Origin of the sequence: Kocuria sediminis, assembly GCF_009735315.1 — a bacterium.
GTDB lineage: Bacteria > Actinomycetota > Actinomycetes > Actinomycetales > Micrococcaceae > Kocuria > Kocuria turfanensis.
The window spans coordinates 21,018-40,720 of the sequence record NZ_WOGU01000011.1 but is presented as its reverse complement, the minus strand read 5'-3'; the positions used below and the strand labels follow the sequence as shown (position 1 = coordinate 40,720).

The window sequence follows — 19,703 nt, the reverse complement described above, 5'->3', positions numbered from 1 at the left end:
TGCCCGTGCCACGCGGGGCCCGCACGGTATGCTCGGACCCGCGGAGACCGCTGAGACCTCCGCCTCTTCCCCGATCAGCGTCAGAGAGCCACTTCATGCCGTTTCCCCCCGAGCGCGACACGACCGACCCGAACGACGCACCGCACCGCACCACCACCGCCCGCACCACCACCGCCCGCTCCGGCGACCCCGACGGGGACCGCGGGGCCCGGGAGGACCGCTCCCCCCGCTGGGCCCGCCGCGCGAGGACCGGCTCGGCGGTGACCGCCGTGGCCGCCATGGCCGCGCTCGGCGGGGGCACCGTGGCCCACGCCGCCCCGGCCCAGACCTCCCAGGTCGCTCCGGCGCCCCTGGTCCTGGGGAAGAAGGCGTCCGCGGCCCCCGAGCACACCGTCGCCCCCGGGGACTCCCTGTGGGCGGTCGCCCAGCGCCACGGCGTGGCCGTCGACGAGCTGATGCGCTGGAACGACCTCTCCGGAGCCGCCCTGCTCCTGCCCGGACAGACCCTCCGCCTGGCCGCCCCGGAGTCCGCGGCGCCCCGGCCCGCCGAGGACCCGGCACCCGCCGCGCCGCAGCCGCGCGCCGCGCCGGCGGCCACCGAGCACGCCGTGCGCTCCGGGGACACCCTGTGGAGCATCGCCCAGGCCCACGACGTGTCGGTCCAGCAGCTGCTGGACGACAACGACCTCACCGTCGGATCGCTGCTGCGCCCCGGTCAGAAGCTCACGGTCGCCGGCAGCGCCGCCGCCCGGCCCGCGGCCGTCCCGGAGCCCGCCCGGACCCCCGCGACGGAGCCCGAGCCGGAGCCCGAGCGCGCCGTCGGGGACACGTTCCTCGGCCGGAGCTACGAACGGGACGTGGTGAAGTCCGCGAACCGCCACCACGAGCAGCTGGCCTCCCGGCCGGCACCGTCCCGGGAGGAGATGCGGCGGATCGTCCACGACACCGCCGTGCAGATGGGCGTGGACCCCGCCCTCGCGCTCGCCCACGCCCACCAGGAGTCCGGGTTCGACCACCACGCGGTCTCCCCCGCCGACGCCGTGGGCACCATGCAGGTCATCCCGGACGCCGGCGAGTGGGCGTCGGGGCTCGTCGGCCGCGAGCTCGACCTGCTCGACCCGCAGGACAACGTCACCGCCGGGGTCGCGATCATCCGCCAGCTCGGCCGCAGCGCCCCCAGCACGGACGTGGCCATCGCCGCCTACTACCAGGGCCTGCACGGGGTGAAGAAGTACGGGATGTACGACGACACGAAGCAGTACGTCAAGAGCGTCAAGGCCCACCGCCGGTCGTTCGGCGCGTGAGCCGCGGCTCAGCCGCCGCACAGCGCCGCGCTCTAGACTGATCCCGTGCAGCACGCGCACCCCGACCGCCTGACCGGGTCCCTCCTGGAGGGCCGGTACGAGCTCGGACCCCGGATCGCCCGCGGGGGCACGGCCACCGTGTACCGCGCGGTGGACACGCGCCTCGAGCGCACCGTGGCCGTCAAGCTCATGCACCCGCACCTGGCCGAGGACCCGGCGGCCGCGGACCGGTTCGTGCGCGAGGCCCGGGCGGCCGCGCGGCTGTCCCACCCGCACGTCGTGTCCGTGCTGGACCAGGGCCACGCCGCGGACGGGGTGCCCTACCTCGTCATGGAGCACGTGGAGGGCTCCACGCTGCGGGACCTGCTGCGCCGGCGCGGCGCCCTGACCCCGCGCGAGGCGCTGGAGGTGATGGAGGCGGCCCTGGACGGGCTGGCCGCCGCCCACCGCGCCGGCCTGGTGCACCGCGACGTCAAGCCGGAGAACGTGCTGATCGCGGCCGGCGGCCGGGTCACCGTGGCGGACTTCGGGCTCACCCGGGCGGTCGACCAGCACACGGCCAGCGGCACCGTGCTGGGCACCGTGGGCTACGCCTCGCCCGAGCTCGTGACCGGTCAGCGGGTGGACACCCGCGCGGACGTCTACTCGGCCGGCATCGTGCTCTTCGAGCTGCTGTGCGGGCGCCGCCCGTTCGAGGGCACCCCGCTCGCCGTGGCCCGCGCCCACGCCGAGGGGAGGGTGCCGGACCTGCGCTCCGTCGACCCCGGTGTCCCGGGAGCGCTGGCACGGCTGGTGGCCCGGGCCACCGCCCGGGACCCGGAGGACCGCCCCGCGGACGCCCGGGAGATGCTCGAGCAGCTGCGCGCGGTGCGCGCGGTCCTGCACCCCGGCGAGCTCGACCGGACCCCCGCACCGCGGCCGCGGACCGGCGGCCCGGCCCCGCAGGCCACGGGCACCGACAGCGCCGGGACCGGGACGCCCGCCCCCCGCAGCGCCCGCACCGAGGTGCTCGACCGGCACCCGGACGCCGGCGGGTCGCCCGCCCCCGGCGGCACCCGGACCGGGACCCTCGGCCGGCAGCAGGCTCCGACGCAGACCCTGCGCCGGCACCTGGCCCCCACCGAGGCCCTCCGCCCGGCCGTGGCGGCGACCGAGGCGCTGCCGGCGCCGCGCCCGGCGGGCTCGACCGACCCGTGGCGGCCCGCGATCGAGCTGCGCCCGGTGCGTCCCCTGCGCACGGCGGCGCACCTGGCGCTGGCCGCGCTCGCGGTGGCCGCGGCCGCCTTCCTGGGCTGGTTGATCGGGACCGGGCCGGGCGGGACGGTGAGCGTGCCGGAGGTGCGCGGCACCGGGGCGGAGCTCGCCCAGCAGTACCTCGCCGGAGCCGGGCTCCGGAACGTGGCCGTGCACGAGACCCCCGATCCGGCCGCGCCCGCCGGGACGGTGATCGGCACCGACCCGGCCGCGTCCGCGACCGTGCGCCCCGCGGAGCAGGTCGTCCTGCTCGTCTCGAGCGGCCCGGAGCAGGTCACCGCCCCGGACGTCGTCGGGATGAGCGCGGAGGACGCCGCCGCCCGCCTGGGCGACGCCGACCTGGCCGCCGGGCAGCGGACGGCGGTGACCGACGACGCCGCCGCGGGCACGGTGGTGGGCCAGCACCCGGAGGCGGGCACGGACGTGGCCGCCGGTTCGGCGGTGGACCTGGCCGTCTCCCGCGGCCCGCGGGCCGAGAGCGCCCCCGACGTCGTGGGCCGGCCGGTGGAGGAGGCGGTGCAGGTGCTCGAGGAGGCGGGCTTCACCGCGCGGGTCGAGGAGAGCTTCGGCGCCCCCTTCGGCTACGTGCTGTCCCAGACGACGGACGGGGCCGAGGTCGTCCTGACCGTCCTGTAGCGGACGGCCGGTCCGGTCCCGGCCCCGTCGGCCCGGTCCCGCTCAGCGGCGGGAGAGGTAGCCCGCCACGAGGAAGGCGATCTCCAGGGACTGCATGTGGTTCAGCCGCGGGTCGCACAGCGACTCGTAGCGGTCCTCGAAGGAGGACTCGTCCACGGGATCGGCGCCGCCGAGGCACTCGGCGACGTCGTCACCGGTCATCTCCACGTGGATGCCGCCGGGGAAGGAGCCGATCGCCTCGTGCACCTCGAAGAAGCCGCGCACCTCGTCCACGACGTCGTCGAAGTTGCGGGTCTTGTACCCGGACGGCAGCGACACCGTGTTGCCGTGCATGGGGTCGGTGACCCACACGACCTTCGCGCCGGAGCGCTCCACGGCCTCGACCAGCGGCGGCAGCTTCTCGCGGATGTTCTTCGCCCCCATGCGGGTGATGAAGGTCAGCCGGCCGGGCTCGCGCTGCGGGTCCAGCTTGTCGATGAGCGCCAGGGCGTCGTCGCCGGTGGTCTTCGGGCCGAGCTTCACGCCGATCGGGTTGCGCAGCTTCGAGAGCAGGTCCACGTGGGCGCCGTCGAGCTCGCGGGTGCGCTCCCCGATCCACAGGAAGTGCCCGGACGTCCCGTACGGCAGGTGGGTGCGGGAGTCGATGCGGCTCAGCGCGCGCTCGTAGTCCAGCAGCAGCGCCTCGTGCCCGGCGTAGAACTCGGTGGTGCGCAACGCGTCGAAGTCCGCCCCGCAGGCGCCCATGAACTTCACGGCCCGGTCGATCTCGCGGGCCAGGGACTCGTAGCGGGCGTGGGCGGGGTTCGTGGTGAAGCCCATGTTCCAGGCGTGCACCAGGCGCAGGTCGGCGAAGCCGCCGGTGGTGAAGGCCCGGATGAGGTTCAGGGTGGACGCGGACGTGTGGTAGCCGCGGACCATCCGCCGGGGGTCGTGGACCCGGGACTCCTCGGTGAAGTCGAAGCCGTTGACCATCTCCCCGCGGAAGGTCGGCAGGGTGACGCCGTCGCGGGTCTCGTCGTTGGACGAGCGCGGCTTCGAGAACTGGCCCGCCATGCGGCCCATCTTCACGACCGGCATGGACGCGCCGTAGGTGAGCACCACGGCCATCTGCAGCAGGGTCTTGACCCGGGCGCTGATCCGGTCGGCCGTGGCCCCCTCGAAGGTCTCCGCGCAGTCGCCGCCCTGCAGGAAGAAGGCCCGGCCGTGGGCGACCTCGGCCAGGCGCTCGCGCAGCTGGTCCACCTCTCCGGCGAAGACGAGCGGCGGGACCGCGTTGAGCTCCCCGATGGCGGCGGCGAAGTCCGGGTGGTCGCGCCACGTCGGCTGCTGGTCGGCGGGCAGCTCGCGCCAGTCGTCCAGCCCGGGGTAGTCGGCCGCCGAGGGCACGGGCGAGGCCAGGTGGCGGAGGCTGTCGGGAACGGTGAAGTCGAGCATCATGTCTTCCTATGGTCTCGTCCGGGGCGGGCCCGGACGGGGGGTTCAGGGTGCGGTGGTCCCGGACGCGTCGTCGTCCGCGGCCGCGGGACGGTCGCGGTGGGTGAGGGAGTCTGCGGCGTGCCGGGCGGTCTGGGCGGCGGTGCGCGCCCGGTCCTTGGCGCTGCCCACGAGCTCCGCGGCGGCCTGCTTGGTCTCCTGGCGCTTCTGCTCCGCGAGGCGCTTCTTGTGCTCGGCCGCGTAGACGTCCACGTAGACCTGGCCCGAGAGCGCCTGGATGGCGTGCATGATCTCGTCGGTGACCTCGCGCAGCAGGGCGTGCTCGCTCTGGCGGCCCTGGTAGCGGGAGAAGTCGAGCGGCTCCCCGAAGATCGTGGTCACCCGAGCCCTGCCGCGGGGCAGCGGCACCCGCGCGCCGATCGGCTGCACCTTGTCGGTGCCCACCATCGCGATGGGCACGACCGGCGCGCCGGTCTCGAGCGCGAGCCGGGCCACGCCGATCTTCCCCTTGTACATCCGCCCGTCCGGGGAGCGGGTGCCCTCCGGATAGATGCCGAGCAGCTCGCCCTCCTGCAGCTTGCGGCCCCCGTTGCTCAGGGACGTGGCGCTGGCGCGGCCGCCCGAGCGGTCCATGGGGATCTGGTTGATGGCCCGGAAGAAGGCGGCCATGACCCGGCCCTTGAGACCGGGGCTGTTGAAGTAGTCCGACTTCGCGAGGAAGAACACCTGGCGCGGCACGGCCACGGGCATGAACACCGAGTCGGAGACGGAGAGGTGGTTGCTGGCCAGGATCGCCGGACCCTCGCTCGGCACGTGCTCCAGGCCGCGGACCTCGGGACGGAAGGCGACGTTGACCAGGGGTCCGACGACGTAGCGCTTCAAGAACATGTAGACCATCTGGGAGAGGACTCCTTCGTGCTGATCGGGATGTCGCGAGGGTCCGTGCCGCTCGGACCGGGTCCGGCCTCCGGTATTCTCTCACGTCCGCGCGCCCGCGAGCGCCAGAGCGCCCGGCCCGGGCCCCCTCCTGCCATCATGGACCCATGACGCATCCCGTCGAGGACCACCGCCCGCCCGCCCCGGCCGCGCCCGCGGCCGCCGACTCCCCCGCGGCGCCCTTCCGCTACCGGGCCGAGGGCCCGGCGGGCGTCCTCGTGCTGCACGGCTTCACCGGCGTCCCGTTCAGCGTCCGCCCGTGGGGCCGCGCCCTGCACGAGGCCGGGGCCGAGGTCCTCGGCCCCGTGCTGCCCGGCCACGGCACCCGCTGGGAGGACCTGGCCGCCGTGCGATGGGAGCAGTGGCGCGACCACGCCGCCCGGCACGTGCGGGAGCTGCGCGCCCGGCACGACGTCGTGGTGGTCTGCGGGCTGTCCATGGGCGGGGCACTGGCCCTGCACCTCGCCGCGCTCCTGCCCGTGGACGGGGTCGTGGCCCTCAACCCGGCGCTGTCCCTGGTGAGCCGCACGGCGCGGTTCGCCCCGGCCCTGCACCGCGCGGTGCCCTCCGTGGCCTCCGTGGCGGACGACATCAGCCTCCCGGGCGTCACCGAGCACGCCTATCCGCGCACCCCGGTGGCGGGGGTCGCGGAGCTGGGCCGGTTCATGGCCAGGACCCGCCGGCTCCTGCCCGCGGTGACCGCCCCGGTGCTGCTGCTGCGCTCGCAGCACGACCACGTGGTCTCCGACGCCTCCCACGCCCACGTGCTCCGGCGCGCGGGCGGGGACGTGGAGATCGTGCGCCTGACCCAGAGCTTCCACGTGGCCACCCTCGACCGGGAGGCGGACGTCCTGCACGCCCGGTCGGTGCGCTTCGTGGGCGACCTCGTGGCCGGGCGCAACCCGGTCACCGGCGTGCCCCGGCGCCCCGCCGCCCCGGGAGCCGGACGATGAGCGCCCGGCCCGGCGGGACCGGGCCCGAGGACGAGTGGACGGAGATCGTCTCGGGGCTGGAGGACGTGCGCCGGGCCGGGGACCGGCACCTCGCCGGACCCCGGGACTGGTCGCCCGAGGACGCCACCCCCGGCGGTGTCCCCGCGGAGGCGGACGACGGGCCGGACGACGTGCCGGACGACGACGCGCCCTACTCCCCCGACCCCGGCCCCATCACGCAGGGGCTCAGCCGCGGGGCGCTGCTGTCCTGGGCCGTGCTGATCGGCGTGCCGGTGCTCCTGCTGGTGCTGGGCCTGATGCCCGGGTCGCTGCCGTGGTGGGCGATCGTGGCGGGGCTGGTGGCCGTGGTCGGGGCGATCGTCCACCTGCTGACGTCCCTGCCGGAGGACCGTGACGACCTGGACGACGGCGCCCGCGTCTGAGCAGGTTTGCGTGAGCCAACTCACTAGACTGGGGAGGAACAGCACAGCCACCGATCCGAGGAGAACTCCATGCGCCACGTCGCCACCGACGCCCTCGTGGACCCGCCCGCCCACCGCAGCATCACGGACTTCCTGCTGATGCAGGCCGACCGGGACGGGGACCCGCACCTGTACACGGTGCTGGGCCCGGGCGGGGCCGCCCGCGAGGTCCGGGCCCGGGAGTTCCGCACGGCGGTGCAGGGGGTGGCCAAGGGTCTCGTGGCGGCGGGCATCGAGCCCGGGGACCGCGTGGGCATCCTCAGCCGGACCCGGTACGAGTGGACCCTGGTGGACTTCGCGATCTGGTACGCCGGTGCGGTCCCCGTCCCGGTCTACGACTCCTCCTCGGCGCAGCAGATCCGCTGGATCATGGCCGACTCCGACGCCAAGGCGGTCTTCGTCGAGACCGAGGCCCTGGAGCGCGCCGTGGCCGAGGCCGCCCGGGAGGAGCCGTTCGCGGCCGCGGAGCGGATCTGGCGCCTGGACGGCACCGGCGCCGACCTGGACGGGCTCATCGCCTCCGGGGCGGGCGTCCCGGACGAGGAGCTCGAGGCGCGGCGCTCGTCCCGGGGGCTCGAGGACGTCGCCACGATCATCTACACCTCGGGCACCACCGGCCCGCCCAAGGGCTGCGAGCTCACGCACGGCAACTTCGTGCGGCTGTGCGAGAACACCACCCTCGTGGTGGCGGAGATCATCCACCCCGGCGCCCGCACCCTGCTCTTCCTGCCGCTGGCCCACGTGTTCGCGCGCTTCGTGGAGGTCATCGCCCTCTACTCGGGCACCGTCCTGGCCCACACCCCGGACGTGAAGAACCTCATGGGGGACCTCGAGTCCTTCCGGCCCACGTTCATCCTCGCCGTGCCGCGGGTGTTCGAGAAGATCTACCAGAGCGCCCGGCTCAAGGCCGAGAAGGGCGGGAAGGCCAAGGCCCTGATCTTCGAGCGGGCCGTGCGCACGGCCGTCGCCTACTCCCGGGCCCAGCAGTCCGGGCGGGTGCTGCCGCTGCTGCGCGCCCGGCACGCCCTCTACGACCGGCTCGTCTACACCAAGCTGCGCGAGGCGATGGGCGGGGAGGTCACGCACGCCGTCTCGGGCGGGGCCGCCCTCGGGACCCGCCTGGGCCACTTCTTCGACGGCATCGGCGTCTACGTGGTCGAGGGCTACGGGCTGACCGAGACCACCGCCCCGATCGCCGTGAACACCCCGGAGGTCGGCAAGATCGGCACCGTGGGGCTGCCGCTGCCCGGCAACGAGGTCCGGATCGCCGAGGACGGCGAGGTCCTGGTCCGCGGCACCCACGTGATGCGCGGCTACCACGGGCGCGAGGACCTCACCGCGGCCGCGTTCGAGGACGGGTGGTTCCGCACCGGCGACCTCGGCTCCCTGGACGAGGACGGCGCCCTGACGATCACCGGGCGGAAGAAGGAGATCATCGTCACCGCCGGCGGCAAGAACGTGGTGCCCAACGTGCTGGAGGACCCCATCCGCGCGTCGGCCGTGGTCTCCCAGGTGATGGTCGTCGGCGACGACCGCCCGTTCGTCGCGGCCCTCGTGACCCTGGACCAGGACGTGCTCCCCGCGCGCCTGGAACTGATGGGCCTGGACCCGGCGATGCCGCTGGCCGAGGCCGCCCGGCACCCGAGGATCGTGGAGCACGTGCAGGAGATCGTCGACCACGCCAACAAGGCGGTCTCCCGGGCGGAGAGCATCCGCTCGTTCGAGATCCTCGACGTCGACTGGACGGAGGCCTCCGGGCACCTGACCCCGTCCATGAAGATCAAGCGGGCGAGGATCGCCCAGGACTTCGCGGACCGGATCGAGGAGATCTACTCGCGGCCGGCGCCGGAGCCGGCCCCGGCGCCGGCCACCCCGGCGGAGCGGATCAAGGAGAAGCTCTCCCACGCCCACCTGCCGGGCCGCGGCGAGGGCTGAGCCGCGCGGCGGCCGGTGGGCTCACCGGCCGCCGACCAGCTCCTGCCGGGCCAGCGGCGAGTGCTCCGGGACCTCCAGGCCCAGCAGCGCGTTCTCCACGACCTCGCTCAGCGCCGGGTGGATCCAGTACTGGCCCCGGGCCATCGTGTGGGCGTCCAGGCCGAAGGACATGGCCTGCACCAGCGGCTGGATCAGCAGGGAGGCCTCCTCCCCGACGAGGTGGGCGCCCAGCAGCCGGCCCGTGCCCTTCTCCGCGATGAGCTTGCACAGGCCGGTGTGGTCCTCCATGGCCCAGCCGTAGGCCGTGGCGCCGTAGTCCTGCACCTTCACCGTGATCTCGGTGCCGTGCTCGACCGCCCACTGCTCCGCCTCGTCCTGGGTCATGCCCACGGAGGCGATCTGCGGGCTGGTGAACACCGCCGAGGGGACGAACCGGTGGTCGGTGGCCCGGAGATCGCCGGGGTTCAGCAGGTTGTGCTGGACCGTGCGCGCCTCGGCGTTGGCCACGTGCTTGAGCTGGTACGGGGAGCTGATGTCGCCCAGCGCCCACACCCCCTCCGCCGGCGCCCCGTCCGACAGGGCCCGCTGGTACTCGTCGACGGCGAGCAGGCCGTCCTCGCGCACGTCGAGCCCGCCCGCCCGGGCGTCGAGCACGTCGGTGTTCGGCTGCCGTCCCGTGGCCACGAGCACGACGTCGGCGGGCAGGCGCAGGGTGAGCTCCGGGTCCTCGGGGTCGCGGAAGGTGACCATCGCGGCGCACTCGTCCCCGGCCCACTCCTCGATCGCCGTCAGCGTCCAGCCCGTCTCGAGCTTCCACTGCCGGGAGGCCTCCCGGGCGAACCGCTCGGCGATCTCGGGGTCGTGGTAGCGCAGGAGGCGCTGGGAGCGGTTCACCTGGGTGACCCGGGAGCCCAGGCTCGAGAAGACGTGGGCGAACTCGGCGCCGATGTAGCCGCCGCCGACCACCACCACGCGGCGCGGCAGCTCGTCGATGCGCATCACGGTGTCCGAGGTGTGCACCTGGGGCAGGTCGATCCCGGGGACGTTGGGGCGGACCGGACGGGACCCGGAGGCCACCACGATCCGCGGGGCGGTGATCTCCTCCCCGGACGCGGTGCGCAGGACCCGCGGCCTGACGAAGCGCACGTGCTCCTGGTAGACGGTCACCTGCGGCAGCGTCCGGCGGTACTCCAGGCCCCCCTGGGAGATCGCGTCGATCCGCCCGAAGATCCGGTCCCGCATCTCCCGCCAGCGCACGTCCTGCACCTCCGCGCGGACCCCGAGCCGGTCGGCGTCCGCGGTGTGCCGGGCCAGCGTGGCCGGGTAGGCGTACATCTTCGTGGGGATGCAGCCCACGTTCAGACAGGTGCCCCCGAAGGTCCCCCCGTCGACGATCGCCACGTCCAGGCCCTCGTAGTCCTCGTTGAGGATCGAGTTGCCGGAGCCGGAGCCGATGATGATGAGGTCGAATGTCCGCATGGCGCCATCCTATGCGCCTCCCGTGCCCTCCCGGCCGGCCGCCCCTACCCTGGATTCACGAGCACGGGCACGGAGGATGTGGTGGCGACAGCAGCGGCGGCCGGGGCGGCGTGGGACGCCTGGTGGGCCGAGCACGCCGGGACGGCGGCCGTCGCGCGCCGGCAGCAGGTCCGCCTGGCCGCGCTCGTGGACCACGCCCGCCGGGCGTCGCCCTACTACCGGCGGCTCTACCGCGCGGTGCCGCCGGGCGTGACGGATCCGGTGCTGCTGCCGCCGGTGGCGAAGCCGCAGCTCATGGAGCACTTCGACGAGTGGGTGACGGACCCGCGGATCACCCTCGCGGGGCTGCGCCGTGACGTCCTGGCCGACCCGGCCCGGGTGGGCGCCCCCTACCTCGGCCGGTACCACGTGCTCACCAGCTCCGGGAGCAGCGGGGAGCCCGCGGTGCTGGTGCACGACGACCGCTCGTGGTCGAGCGCCGGCGCGGTGCTGGGGGTCCGGGCGCGGCGCACGCTCCTGCGCCCCGGCGTGCTCGCCCCGGTGGCCCGCCACGGCCTGCGCGTGGCCGCGCTGCTGGCCACGGGCGGGCACTTCGCGGCCGTCACCGCCGCCGAGGACCTGCGCCGGCGCGGCCCGCGCCGGGCCGAGCGGCTGCGTGTGCTCTCCGTCCTGCGGCCGCTCCCCGATCTCGCGGCGGAGCTCGACGCCTTCCGCCCCACGGTGCTCGTGGGCTATCCGAGCGCCGTGGACCTGCTCGCCGCGGAGCAGGCCGGCGGACGGCTGCGGATCGCCCCGGCGCTGGTCGCCGTCGGCGGGGAGACGCTCACCCCCGCCGCCCGGCGCCGGATCCGGGCCGCCTTCGGCTGCCCCGTCCTCGACGAGTACGCGTCCTCCGAGGCCCCGGGCCTGGCCGTGCAGTGCCACCGCGGGACGCTGCACGTGAACGCCGACCGGTACCTGTTCGAGCCCGTCGACGAGGCCGGCCGCCCCGTGGCCCCGGGCACCACCTCGGCGACCGTGCTGGTGACGGACCTCGGCAACCGGGTGCAGCCCATCGTCCGCTACGACCTCGGCGACCGCGTCGAGCTCCGGGCCCGGCCGTGCCCGTGCGGCAGCCCGCTGCCCGCGGTGCGGGTGGAGGGGCGCGCCGGGGACGTCCTGCGCTTCGCGTCGGCCGACGGCCGCACGGTGCCCGTGCTGCCCCTGGCCCTGGGCACGGTCGTCGAGGAGACCCCGGGGGTCCGGCGGTTCCAGGCGGTGCGGACCGCCCCGAACGCCCTCGTCCTGCGGCTGGAGCCGGAGCCCGGCGCCGATCCGGGACGGGTGCGCGCGGCCGTGGACGCCCGGGTGCGCGCCTTCCTCACGGACCGGGGGCTGGGCGCGGTCGCCGTCCGGCACGCCCCCGACCCGCCCCGCCCGGAGCCCTCCGGGAAGTTCCGCCAGGTGTGGTCGGCCTGAGCCGGGCGCACCGCCCGGCCCTCCGACGCCCCGGCGGGCTGCCCCGGACACGTCGGGCCGGGCGGGCGGGACGCGTCAGCCGGCCGGCTCGAGGACGAGCAGGAGATCCCCGCCGGAGACCTGGGCGACGCCCTGCAGCGCGACGCGCTTGACGGTACCGCCGGTGGGGGCCGTGATGGAGGCCTCCATCTTCATGGCCTCGATGGTGGCCACCTGGGCCCCCGCCTCCACGGTGTCGCCCTCGGCCGCCGTGACGGTCACGGCGCCGGCGAAGGGAGCGGCCACGTGGCCGGGGTCGGCCGGGTCGGCCTTCTCGGTCTCGGGCACGGCCGAGGCGATCGAGGCGTCCCGGACCTCGATCATGCGCGGCTGGCCGTTGAGGGTGACCATCACCGTGCGCATGCCCTTGTCGTCCGCCTCGGAGATCGCCTGCAGCGTGACGAGCAGCCGCACCCCCTTGCCCAGGGAGATCACGTGCTCGTGGTCCGAGGTCAGGCCGTAGAGGAAGTCGCGGGTGTGCAGCAGGGCGAGGTTGCCGTACTTCGCCCGGCTGGCCTCGAAGTCGCGGGTGGGGCCGGCGAAGAGCAGCCGGTTCAGCGTCGCCCGACGGGTCGCGGAGTCCCCGGCCAGGGCCCGCGAGTCCTCGGGGGCCAGCTCGGTGATCCCGACCTTGACGGTGCGCCCCTCGAGCGCCCGGGAGCGGAACGGCTCGGGCCACCCGCCCGGGGGCGTGCCCAGCTCCCCGGCCAGGAAGCTGATGACCGAGTCCGGGATGTCGAACTTCTGCGGGTTCGCCTCGAACTCGGCCGGGTCCACGCCCATCCCCACCAGCTGCAGCGCGAGGTCGCCGACGACCTTGGAGGACGGGGTCACCTTCACGAGCCGCCCGAGCATGGCGTTGGCGGCCGTGTACATGTCCTCGATGGCCTCGAAGCGCTCCCCCAGCCCCAGCGCGATGGCCTGCTGGCGCAGGTTCGACAGCTGCCCCCCGGGGATCTCGTGCCGGTAGACTCGCCCGGTCGGGGCGGTGAGCCCGGACTCGAAGGGGGCGTACATCCGGCGGATGACCTCCCAGTAGGGCTCCATCGCGGTGGCGGCCTCGAGCGGGATGCCGGTGTCGCGGTCGGTGTGGGCCAGCGCGGCGATCAGCGCCGAGGCCGGGACCTGGGAGGTGGTGCCGGCCATCGAGGCCTCGGCGACGTCCACGGCGTCCACCCCGGCGTCGATCGCCGCCATCAGCGTGGCGAGCTGGCCACCGGCGGTGTCGTGGGTGTGCAGGTGCACGGGCAGGTCGAAGCGCTCCCGCAGCGCCGTGACGAGCGCGGCGGCGGCGGCCGGGCGCAGCAGCCCGGCCATGTCCTTGATCGCCAGCACGTGCGCACCGGCGTCGACGCACTGCTGGGCGAGGTCGAGGTAGTAGTCGAGGGTGTAGAGGTCCTCGGCCGGGTCCAGGAGGTTGCCGGTGTAGCACAGGGCGACCTCGGCCACCGCGGTGCCGGTGGCCCGCACCGCCTCGATCGCCGGGCGCATCTGCTCGACGTCGTTGAGCGCGTCGAAGATGCGGAAGATGTCCACCCCGGTGGCGGCGGCCTCCGCGACGAAGGCGTCGGTGACCTCGGTGGGGTACGGGGTGTAGCCCACCGTGTTGCGCCCGCGCAGCAGCATCTGGATCGGGATGTTGGGCATCGCCTCGCGCAGCAGCCGCAGCCGCTCCCAGGGGTCCTCGCCGAGGAAGCGCAGCGCGACGTCGTAGGTCGCCCCGCCCCAGGCCTCGACCGAGAGCAGCTGCGGGAGGGTGTGGGCGTAGGCCGGGGCGGCGGCGAGCAGGTCGCGGGTGCGCACCCGGGTGGCCAGCAGCGACTGGTGGGCGTCGCGGAAGGTCGTGGACGTCACCGCCACCGCCGACTGCTCCCGCAGGGCCCGCGCGAAGCCCTCGGGGCCCAGCTCCTGCAGCCTCTGCCGCCAGCCCGGCGGCGGGGTGTGCTCGGAGGGCCCGTCGAAGGGCGAGCGGAACGGCTCCTCGACCTTGTCCCCCGGGTAGCGGGGCAGCTTGTTGCGCGGGTCGATGCCCTCCACCCGCTCCCCGTTGGGCTTGTTCACGGTGACCTCGGCCAGCCACGTGAGCGCCTTGGTGGCCCGGTCCCCCGAGGTCCTGGCCTCGAGCAGCTCGGGGCGCCGTTCGATGAAGTCGGTGGCCACGTCCCCGGCGAGGAACTCGGGGTCGGCCAGCACCGCCTGCAGGAACTGGATGTTGGTGGCCACCCCGCGGATGCGGAACTCGGCCAGGGCGCGCTGGGAGCGGTGCACCGCGGTGGCGTAGTCCCGGCCGCGGCAGGTGAGCTTCACCAGCATGGAGTCGAAGTGCGGGGAGATCTCCGCGCCCGCGTAGACGGTGCCCCCGTCCAGGCGCACCCCCGCCCCGCCGGCGGAGCGGTATGCGGAGATCCTCCCGACGTCGGGGCGGAAGCCGTTGGCGGGGTCCTCGGTGGTGATCCGGCACTGCAGCGCGGCCCCGCGCACCGCCAGCTGCTCCTGGGCGATGCCCAGATCGGCCAGGGACTCCCCGGCCGCGATGCGCAGCTGGGACTGGACCAGGTCGACGTCGGTGATCTCCTCGGTGACCGTGTGCTCCACCTGGATGCGGGGGTTCATCTCGATGAACACGTGCTGGCCGGCGCGCTCGCCGGCGGTGTCCACCAGGAACTCCACCGTCCCGGCGTTGACGTAGCCCAGCTCCCGGGCGAACTTCACGGCGTCGGCGTGCAGGGCCCGGCGGATGCCCTCGTCGAGGTTCGGGGCCGGGGCGATCTCCACGACCTTCTGGTGCCGGCGCTGCAGCGAGCAGTCCCGCTCGAAGAGGTGGACGATCTCGCCCTCGTTGTCGGCCAGGATCTGCACCTCGATGTGGCGGGGGCGCAGCACGGCCTGCTCCAGGAACACGGTGGGGTCCCCGAAGGCGGTGTCGGCCTCGCGCATCGCCGCCGCCAGCGCCTCGGGCAGCGCCTCGGGGGTCTCCACCCGGCGCATCCCCCGGCCGCCGCCGCCGGCGACCGCCTTGACGAAGATGGGGAAGCCGATGTCGGCCGCCTGGGCGATCAGCGCCTCGGCGTCCGCCGAGGGCTCCGTGGACGCCAGGGTGGGGATCCCGGCGCGCTTGGCGGCCTTGAGCGCCGCGACCTTGTTCCCCGCCAGCTCCAGGATCTCCGCGGCCGGGCCGACGAACGTGATGCCCTCCCGGGCCGCCGCCCGGGCCAGCTCCGGGTTCTCGGAGAGGAAGCCGTAGCCGGGGTAGATGGCGTCGGCCCCGGACTCCTTGGCGACCCGGACGATCTCCTCGACGTCGAGGTAGGCCCGCACGGGGTGGCCCTCCTCCCCGATCCGGTACGCCTCGTCGGCCTTCTGCCGGTGGATCGAGTTGCGGTCCTCGTACGGGAACACCGCCACCGTCTTGGCCCCGAGCTCGTACGCGGCGCGGAAGGCGCGGATCGCGATCTCACCACGGTTGGCCACCAGGATCTTGGAGAACATCTACACCCGTCCCGCACCCGGGGCCGTCCGGCGGACACCCGGGCACTGTTTCTTCGAAGGTCGTGCCCCTCCGGACACACGGTCAGCATGGCCACCCGCGGGCGCCCCTGACCAGTGAACCACGCCGCACCGGGGCGGACTGTGACCGCCGTCACGGCGGGTGTCCGTGGTCAGGGTACTCCCCTCGTGGCGCCGGGCGGGCCGCCGGGTGGCGTGTGACTCCGCGCCGCGCCGGGGCCGAGCACGCGTGCCCGGCTACGATGGGCCCGGACCGTCTCCTCACCGCGGCCCCCGACCCCGGTCTTGAGGAGCCGCTTCCGCTGTTTCCCCCGTCTCCCAGCGAACGAAGGGTGCCCCCTCCGTGCAGATCGTCAGCGTCAGCAGCCTCAAGGGCGGTGTCGGCAAGTCCTCGGTGACCCTCGGGATCGCCTCCGCGGCGCTCCGGGCGGGCGTGCCCACCCTCGTGGTGGACCTCGACCCCCACGCGGACGCCACGACCGGACTGGGCGTGCAGCCGGCGCGCGGCCACGACGTCGGCGAGGCGCTGCGCCGGCCCCGCCGGGGGGCCCTCGAGCGCGTGGTCGCGGCCTCGGCCTGGGCGGTGCGCGAGGGCCTCGACGCCAAGGCCCTCGACGTGGCCCCGGGCTCGGCGCGCTCGTCCTACCTCGACCGCTCCGAGTACCGGGACAAGGACCTGGGCCGGCTGGAGCGGGCCCTGGCGGGGGTCTCCGGCTACGACCTGGTGCTGGTCGACTGCCCCCCGACCCTGAGCGCCCTGACGCGCACCGCGTGGGCCGCCAGCGACAAGGTCCTCTCCGTCGCGGAGCCGTCCCTGTTCTCGGTCGCGGGGACGAAGCGCACCATGACCGCCATCGCCCAGTTCGAGCAGAGCCGCAGCTGGGCGGTGCCGTCCGCCGGCGTGGTGGTGAACAAGGTCCGGCACGCGTCGGTGGAGCACCGTCACCGGCTGCAGGAGCTCGGGGAGCTGTTCGGGCCGCTGCTGGTCAGCCCCGTGCTCCCGGACCTGCCGGTGTGGCAGCAGGCGCAGGGCGCGGCCTGGCCGATCCACCGCTGGCCCGGCGCCGAGGCCAAGGACCTCTCCGGGCGGTTCACGGCGATCCTCCAGGGCCTGCTGGAGCGACCGGCCTGAGCCCGGGCCTCAGCCCGCGCTCTGCCGGCGGGCCCGGCGGGCCGAGAGCTCGTCGTCGGGCGCGGGACGCCCGGCCGGGGCGGGCGGCTGCCCGGTGTGCTCCCCCGGCATCGCCGCGAGGGTCCCCTCGACCTCGCGCCACACCCGGCCCACCGCGATCCCGAAGACCCCCTGGCCGCCCTGCACCAGGTCGATGACCTCGTGCGGGGACGTGCAGGCGTAGACGCTGGCGCCGTCGCTCATCATCGTGAGCTGCGCGAGGTCCTCGACGCCCTGCGCCCGCAGCGCGCCCACGGCGGTGCGGATCTGCTGGAGGGAGACCCCGGTGTCCAGCAGCCGCTTGACGATCTTGAGCACCAGGATGTCCCGGAAGCTGTACAGCCGCTGGGTCCCGGAGCCGGAGGCGCCGCGGACGGTGGGCTCCACCAGCCCGGTCCGCGCCCAGTAGTCGAGCTGCCGGTAGGTGATCCCGGCGGCCTTGCACGCCGTGGGACCGCGGTAGCCCACGGACTCGTCCCGGACCGTCGAGTCGTCGAAGAGGACGCCCTGGGTGCCGTGGGCCGGCGGGCGGTCGGGGCCGGCCGGGACGCCGGGCTGCTCGCGGTCGCTCACGCCGCCTCCTCGTTAGTGGGTCCGGTCCTCGCGGCACCGGCAGGACATGCTCTGGGCGAGACGTCCGGACCCCCCGGGGACACCTCGAGTACAGCTTCGACGTTAGACCTCCCCGGTGACGGGGTCAAAGACATCCGCCGCCGCGGGCCCGTGTCGGCGCGGCCGGCCACCCGGGGCTCAGAAGTCCTCCGGGTCCACGTTGTCCAGGAAGTCGCGGAACTGCTCGACCTGCGTCTCCGGGGGCAGCTGCTGCTCGCCCTCGCCCGGACGGTGCGACGGCTCCCGCAGCTCCCCGTCCCCGCTCATCACGAGCCCGGCCTCGTCCAGGACGGTCTCGGTGCACAGGATGGGGCAGTCGGTCCGGGCCGCCAGGGCGATCGCGTCCGAGGCGCGGGAGTCCACCACCGTCCCGTCCGAGAACTCCAGGGCCGCGTGGAAGACGCCCTCCTCCACGGTGTGGATCCGCACCCGGGTGAGGGTGCGCCCGAAGGCGGTGGCCACCGACAGCAGCAGGTCGTGCGTCAGCGGCCGGGGCGGTTCGATGCCCTGCACCGCGAAGACGATGGACGTCGCCTCGTTGGTGCCGATCCAGATCGGCAGGTGCCGGCCGCCCTCCACCTCGCGCAGCACCACGACGGGCTGGGCGGAGGGCACGTCCATCCGCACCCCGGCGATCTCCATCAGGACCTGGTGCACGGCCATGTCAGTGCTCCACCGCGGCGCGCTCCTGGAGCGCGGCGATCTCGGACCTCACGAGCGAGGTGTGGATGGTCAGGCACAGCCCGGAGATCTCCTGGGCGCGCTCGACGGCCCGGGCGCGCGAGGCGGCGTCGCGGCGGGAGCTCAGCGGCGCCACGGCCCGCTCCACCAGGCCGAGCTCCCGGTCCGCCGCCGCCTTGAAGGGACGCAGGTGCCGCGGCTCGAGGCCGTGGGCGGTGAGGGCGAGGGCCGCGCGGGTGATCGCCAGCGCGTGGTCGTCGAAGACGCCGTTCTGCTCGCGGATCAGCCCGTAGCTCACGAGCTCGCGCACGAGGGGGATCCCGGCCCCGGTGCGCCCGGCCAGCTCGCGCAGGCTGTACGCGGGCGGCGCGGGGACGATCGGGATCGGGGCGGTCACGGGGTCCGCGGCCTCCGGGACCCGCCGGTCGCCGTCGTCCGGCGAGGGAGCGTCGGCGTCGAGCCGCTCCCGGATGACCTTCAGTGGGAGGTAGCGGTCGCGCTGGAGCTCCAGGATCCGGCGCAGCCGCTCGATGTCGGCCCGGGAGAACTTCCGGTAGCCCGAGGCGGTGCGGGCCGGATGCACCAGGCCCTTGTCCTCGAGGAAGCGCAGCTTGGAGGCGGTGATGCCCGGGTGATCCGCGCCGAGCTCCTTGAGCACGGCGCTGATGCCCACCCGGGGCTCGTGCTGGACGTCGTCCCGGTGCAGGTCGGTCTCGGCGGGGTCGGCCATGGCTCCCTTCTACTGGTCCGACTGCGTGCGCAGCGAACGGTAGAACGTGAACCGGAACTTCCCGATCTGGACCTCGTCGCCGTTGTCGAGCGTCGCGCTGTCCACCCGGTCCCCGTTGACGTAGGTCCCGTTGAGGGAGCCCGAGTCGATGATCTCGAAGGTGTCGCCGCGGCGGACGAACCGCGCGTGCCGGCGGGAGACGGTGACGTCGTCCAGGAAGATCTCCGAGGACGGGTGGCGTCCGGCGGGGACCTCGTCCCGGTCCAGGAGGAAGCGGGAGCCGGTGCCGCCGCTGTCGTGGGCGACGAGCAGGGCGCTGCGCGGGGGCAGGGCCGAGACCGCGGCGTTCTCCTCCGGGGAGAGCTTGTGGGAAGCGGCGCGGGAGAGGACCTCGGCCACGATCTGGATCGACGTGGTCTCCGGCTCCCCCTGGGGTGCGTTCGAGCCGTTCTGGGTTCTGGACATCTCTTCCCTCGACTGGTGACGTGATGGTTGGCGGATCCCGTGGGATCCCGACCCCGCGACCGCCTGTTCCGGGGGTCTCCCGGGGGCGGCCGGAGCCACCCGGTTGCAGTTCCCAGTGTACTGGGTGGGGGCGACGGGACGCGGCGGCCGGGACACGTCCCGGTCGCCGGTCCACCGGGCACGGCCCGGGGGCGGTTCAGCCCAGCTGCGCGGCGTAGCCCTCCGCGTCCAGGAGCCCGGAGCGGTAGTCCTCGTCCGCGGGACGGACCTCGAACAGCCAGCCCTCGCCGTAGGGGGCGGTGTTCACGGCCGCGGGCTCCTCCTCGAGGCGGTCGTTGACCGCGGTGACCTCGCCGGAGACCGGGGCGAAGATGTCGCTGACGGACTTGGTGGACTCGATCTCGCCCACGGCGGCGCCGGCCTCGACGGCCTCGCCCACCTCGGGCAGCTGCACGAAGACGACGTCGCCCAGCTCGCTCTGCGCGTGGTCGGTGATGCCGATGCGCACCACGCCGTCGGCTCCGGGGGCCGCGACCCACTCGTGCTCGGCCGTGTAGGACAGGTCGGCGGGGATCTCGCTCATGGGTCGCTCCTGGTCGGACGTGCGCGGTCGGCTCGATTATGGCACAGAGCACCCGGCGGGCCGGG

The 19,703-nt window shown here is 74.7% G+C and carries 16 protein-coding genes; 7 read left to right on the top strand and 9 right to left on the bottom strand.

The annotated features are described in order from the left end of the window. The first annotated feature begins 95 nt into the window (after positions 1-95). Both GMA12_RS13315 and pknB read left to right on the top strand, forming a co-directional pair. Positions 96-1,304: a lytic transglycosylase gene (locus GMA12_RS13315; protein ID WP_156269979.1), complete on the top strand. Its 1,209-nt coding sequence runs from the start codon at positions 96-98 to the stop codon at positions 1,302-1,304. Between the two features lie 45 nt (positions 1,305-1,349). Continuing rightward, positions 1,350-3,194, top strand: a complete 1,845-nt coding sequence (pknB, locus tag GMA12_RS13310; RefSeq protein WP_370831567.1) for a Stk1 family PASTA domain-containing Ser/Thr kinase — start codon at positions 1,350-1,352, stop codon at positions 3,192-3,194. A gap of 42 nt (positions 3,195-3,236) precedes the next feature. On the opposite strand, the gene GMA12_RS13305 is transcribed toward pknB, so the two are convergent. Continuing rightward, on the bottom strand, positions 3,237-4,631 hold the full coding sequence (locus GMA12_RS13305; RefSeq protein WP_370831565.1) for a class II 3-deoxy-7-phosphoheptulonate synthase: 1,395 nt from the start codon (positions 4,629-4,631) through the stop codon (positions 3,237-3,239). Positions 4,632-4,673: 42 nt separating this feature from the next. Then, on the bottom strand, positions 4,674-5,525 hold the full coding sequence (locus GMA12_RS13300; protein WP_156269978.1) for a lysophospholipid acyltransferase family protein: 852 nt from the start codon (positions 5,523-5,525) through the stop codon (positions 4,674-4,676). 146 nt (positions 5,526-5,671) lie between these two features. On the opposite strand from GMA12_RS13300, the gene GMA12_RS13295 reads away from it, so the two are divergent. The 3 genes from GMA12_RS13295 (at position 5,672) to GMA12_RS13285 (ending at position 8,913) form a co-directional block, all read left to right on the top strand. Next, a complete protein-coding gene (locus GMA12_RS13295; RefSeq protein ID WP_156269977.1) occupies positions 5,672-6,517 on the top strand; it encodes an alpha/beta hydrolase in 846 nt (281 codons plus the stop codon). Then, the gene (locus GMA12_RS13290) at positions 6,514-6,939 is read left to right on the top strand and encodes a hypothetical protein (protein ID WP_156269976.1); all 426 of its coding nucleotides are present in this window, start codon (positions 6,514-6,516) and stop codon (positions 6,937-6,939) included. The genes GMA12_RS13295 and GMA12_RS13290 overlap by 4 nt, the downstream gene beginning before the upstream one ends. 69 nt (positions 6,940-7,008) lie before the next feature. Further along, positions 7,009-8,913: an AMP-dependent synthetase/ligase gene (locus GMA12_RS13285; protein WP_156269975.1), complete on the top strand. Its 1,905-nt coding sequence runs from the start codon at positions 7,009-7,011 to the stop codon at positions 8,911-8,913. Between the two features lie 21 nt (positions 8,914-8,934). Here GMA12_RS13285 and GMA12_RS13280 read toward each other — a convergent pair whose 3' ends face one another. Further along, the gene (locus GMA12_RS13280) at positions 8,935-10,392 is read right to left on the bottom strand and encodes a mycothione reductase (protein ID WP_156269974.1); all 1,458 of its coding nucleotides are present in this window, start codon (positions 10,390-10,392) and stop codon (positions 8,935-8,937) included. An 81-nt stretch (positions 10,393-10,473) separates the two neighbouring features. On the opposite strand from GMA12_RS13280, the gene GMA12_RS13275 reads away from it, so the two are divergent. Further along, positions 10,474-11,850: a phenylacetate--CoA ligase family protein gene (locus tag GMA12_RS13275; protein ID WP_206064699.1), complete on the top strand. Its 1,377-nt coding sequence runs from the start codon at positions 10,474-10,476 to the stop codon at positions 11,848-11,850. 75 nt (positions 11,851-11,925) lie between these two features. Here the strand turns inward: GMA12_RS13275 and GMA12_RS13270 are convergent, their stop codons facing one another. Then, on the bottom strand, positions 11,926-15,378 hold the full coding sequence (locus GMA12_RS13270; RefSeq protein WP_156269973.1) for a pyruvate carboxylase: 3,453 nt from the start codon (positions 15,376-15,378) through the stop codon (positions 11,926-11,928). A gap of 361 nt (positions 15,379-15,739) precedes the next feature. Here GMA12_RS13270 and GMA12_RS13265 point away from each other — a divergent pair, with 361 nt between their 5' ends. Further along, positions 15,740-16,528, top strand: coding sequence for a ParA family protein (locus GMA12_RS13265; protein WP_162459842.1), 789 nt, complete (start codon positions 15,740-15,742; stop codon positions 16,526-16,528). A gap of 9 nt (positions 16,529-16,537) precedes the next feature. Here GMA12_RS13265 and GMA12_RS13260 read toward each other — a convergent pair whose 3' ends face one another. From GMA12_RS13260 to gcvH, 5 genes are all read right to left on the bottom strand, one after another. Continuing rightward, complete coding sequence (locus GMA12_RS13260; protein ID WP_162459841.1) at positions 16,538-17,140, bottom strand: MerR family transcriptional regulator; 603 nt, start codon at positions 17,138-17,140, stop codon at positions 16,538-16,540. Positions 17,141-17,317: 177 nt separating this feature from the next. Next, positions 17,318-17,842 (bottom strand): bifunctional nuclease family protein, encoded by a 525-nt coding sequence (locus GMA12_RS13255; protein WP_156269972.1) that lies wholly within the window; start codon positions 17,840-17,842, stop codon positions 17,318-17,320. A gap of 1 nt (position 17,843) precedes the next feature. Continuing rightward, positions 17,844-18,590, bottom strand: a complete 747-nt coding sequence (ftsR, locus tag GMA12_RS13250) for a transcriptional regulator FtsR (protein WP_156269971.1) — start codon at positions 18,588-18,590, stop codon at positions 17,844-17,846. Between the two features lie 9 nt (positions 18,591-18,599). After that, positions 18,600-19,055: an FHA domain-containing protein gene (locus GMA12_RS13245; protein ID WP_156269970.1), complete on the bottom strand. Its 456-nt coding sequence runs from the start codon at positions 19,053-19,055 to the stop codon at positions 18,600-18,602. A 196-nt stretch (positions 19,056-19,251) separates the two neighbouring features. Continuing rightward, positions 19,252-19,638: a glycine cleavage system protein GcvH gene (gene gcvH, locus GMA12_RS13240; protein WP_156269969.1), complete on the bottom strand. Its 387-nt coding sequence runs from the start codon at positions 19,636-19,638 to the stop codon at positions 19,252-19,254. Positions 19,639-19,703 lie beyond the last annotated feature (65 nt).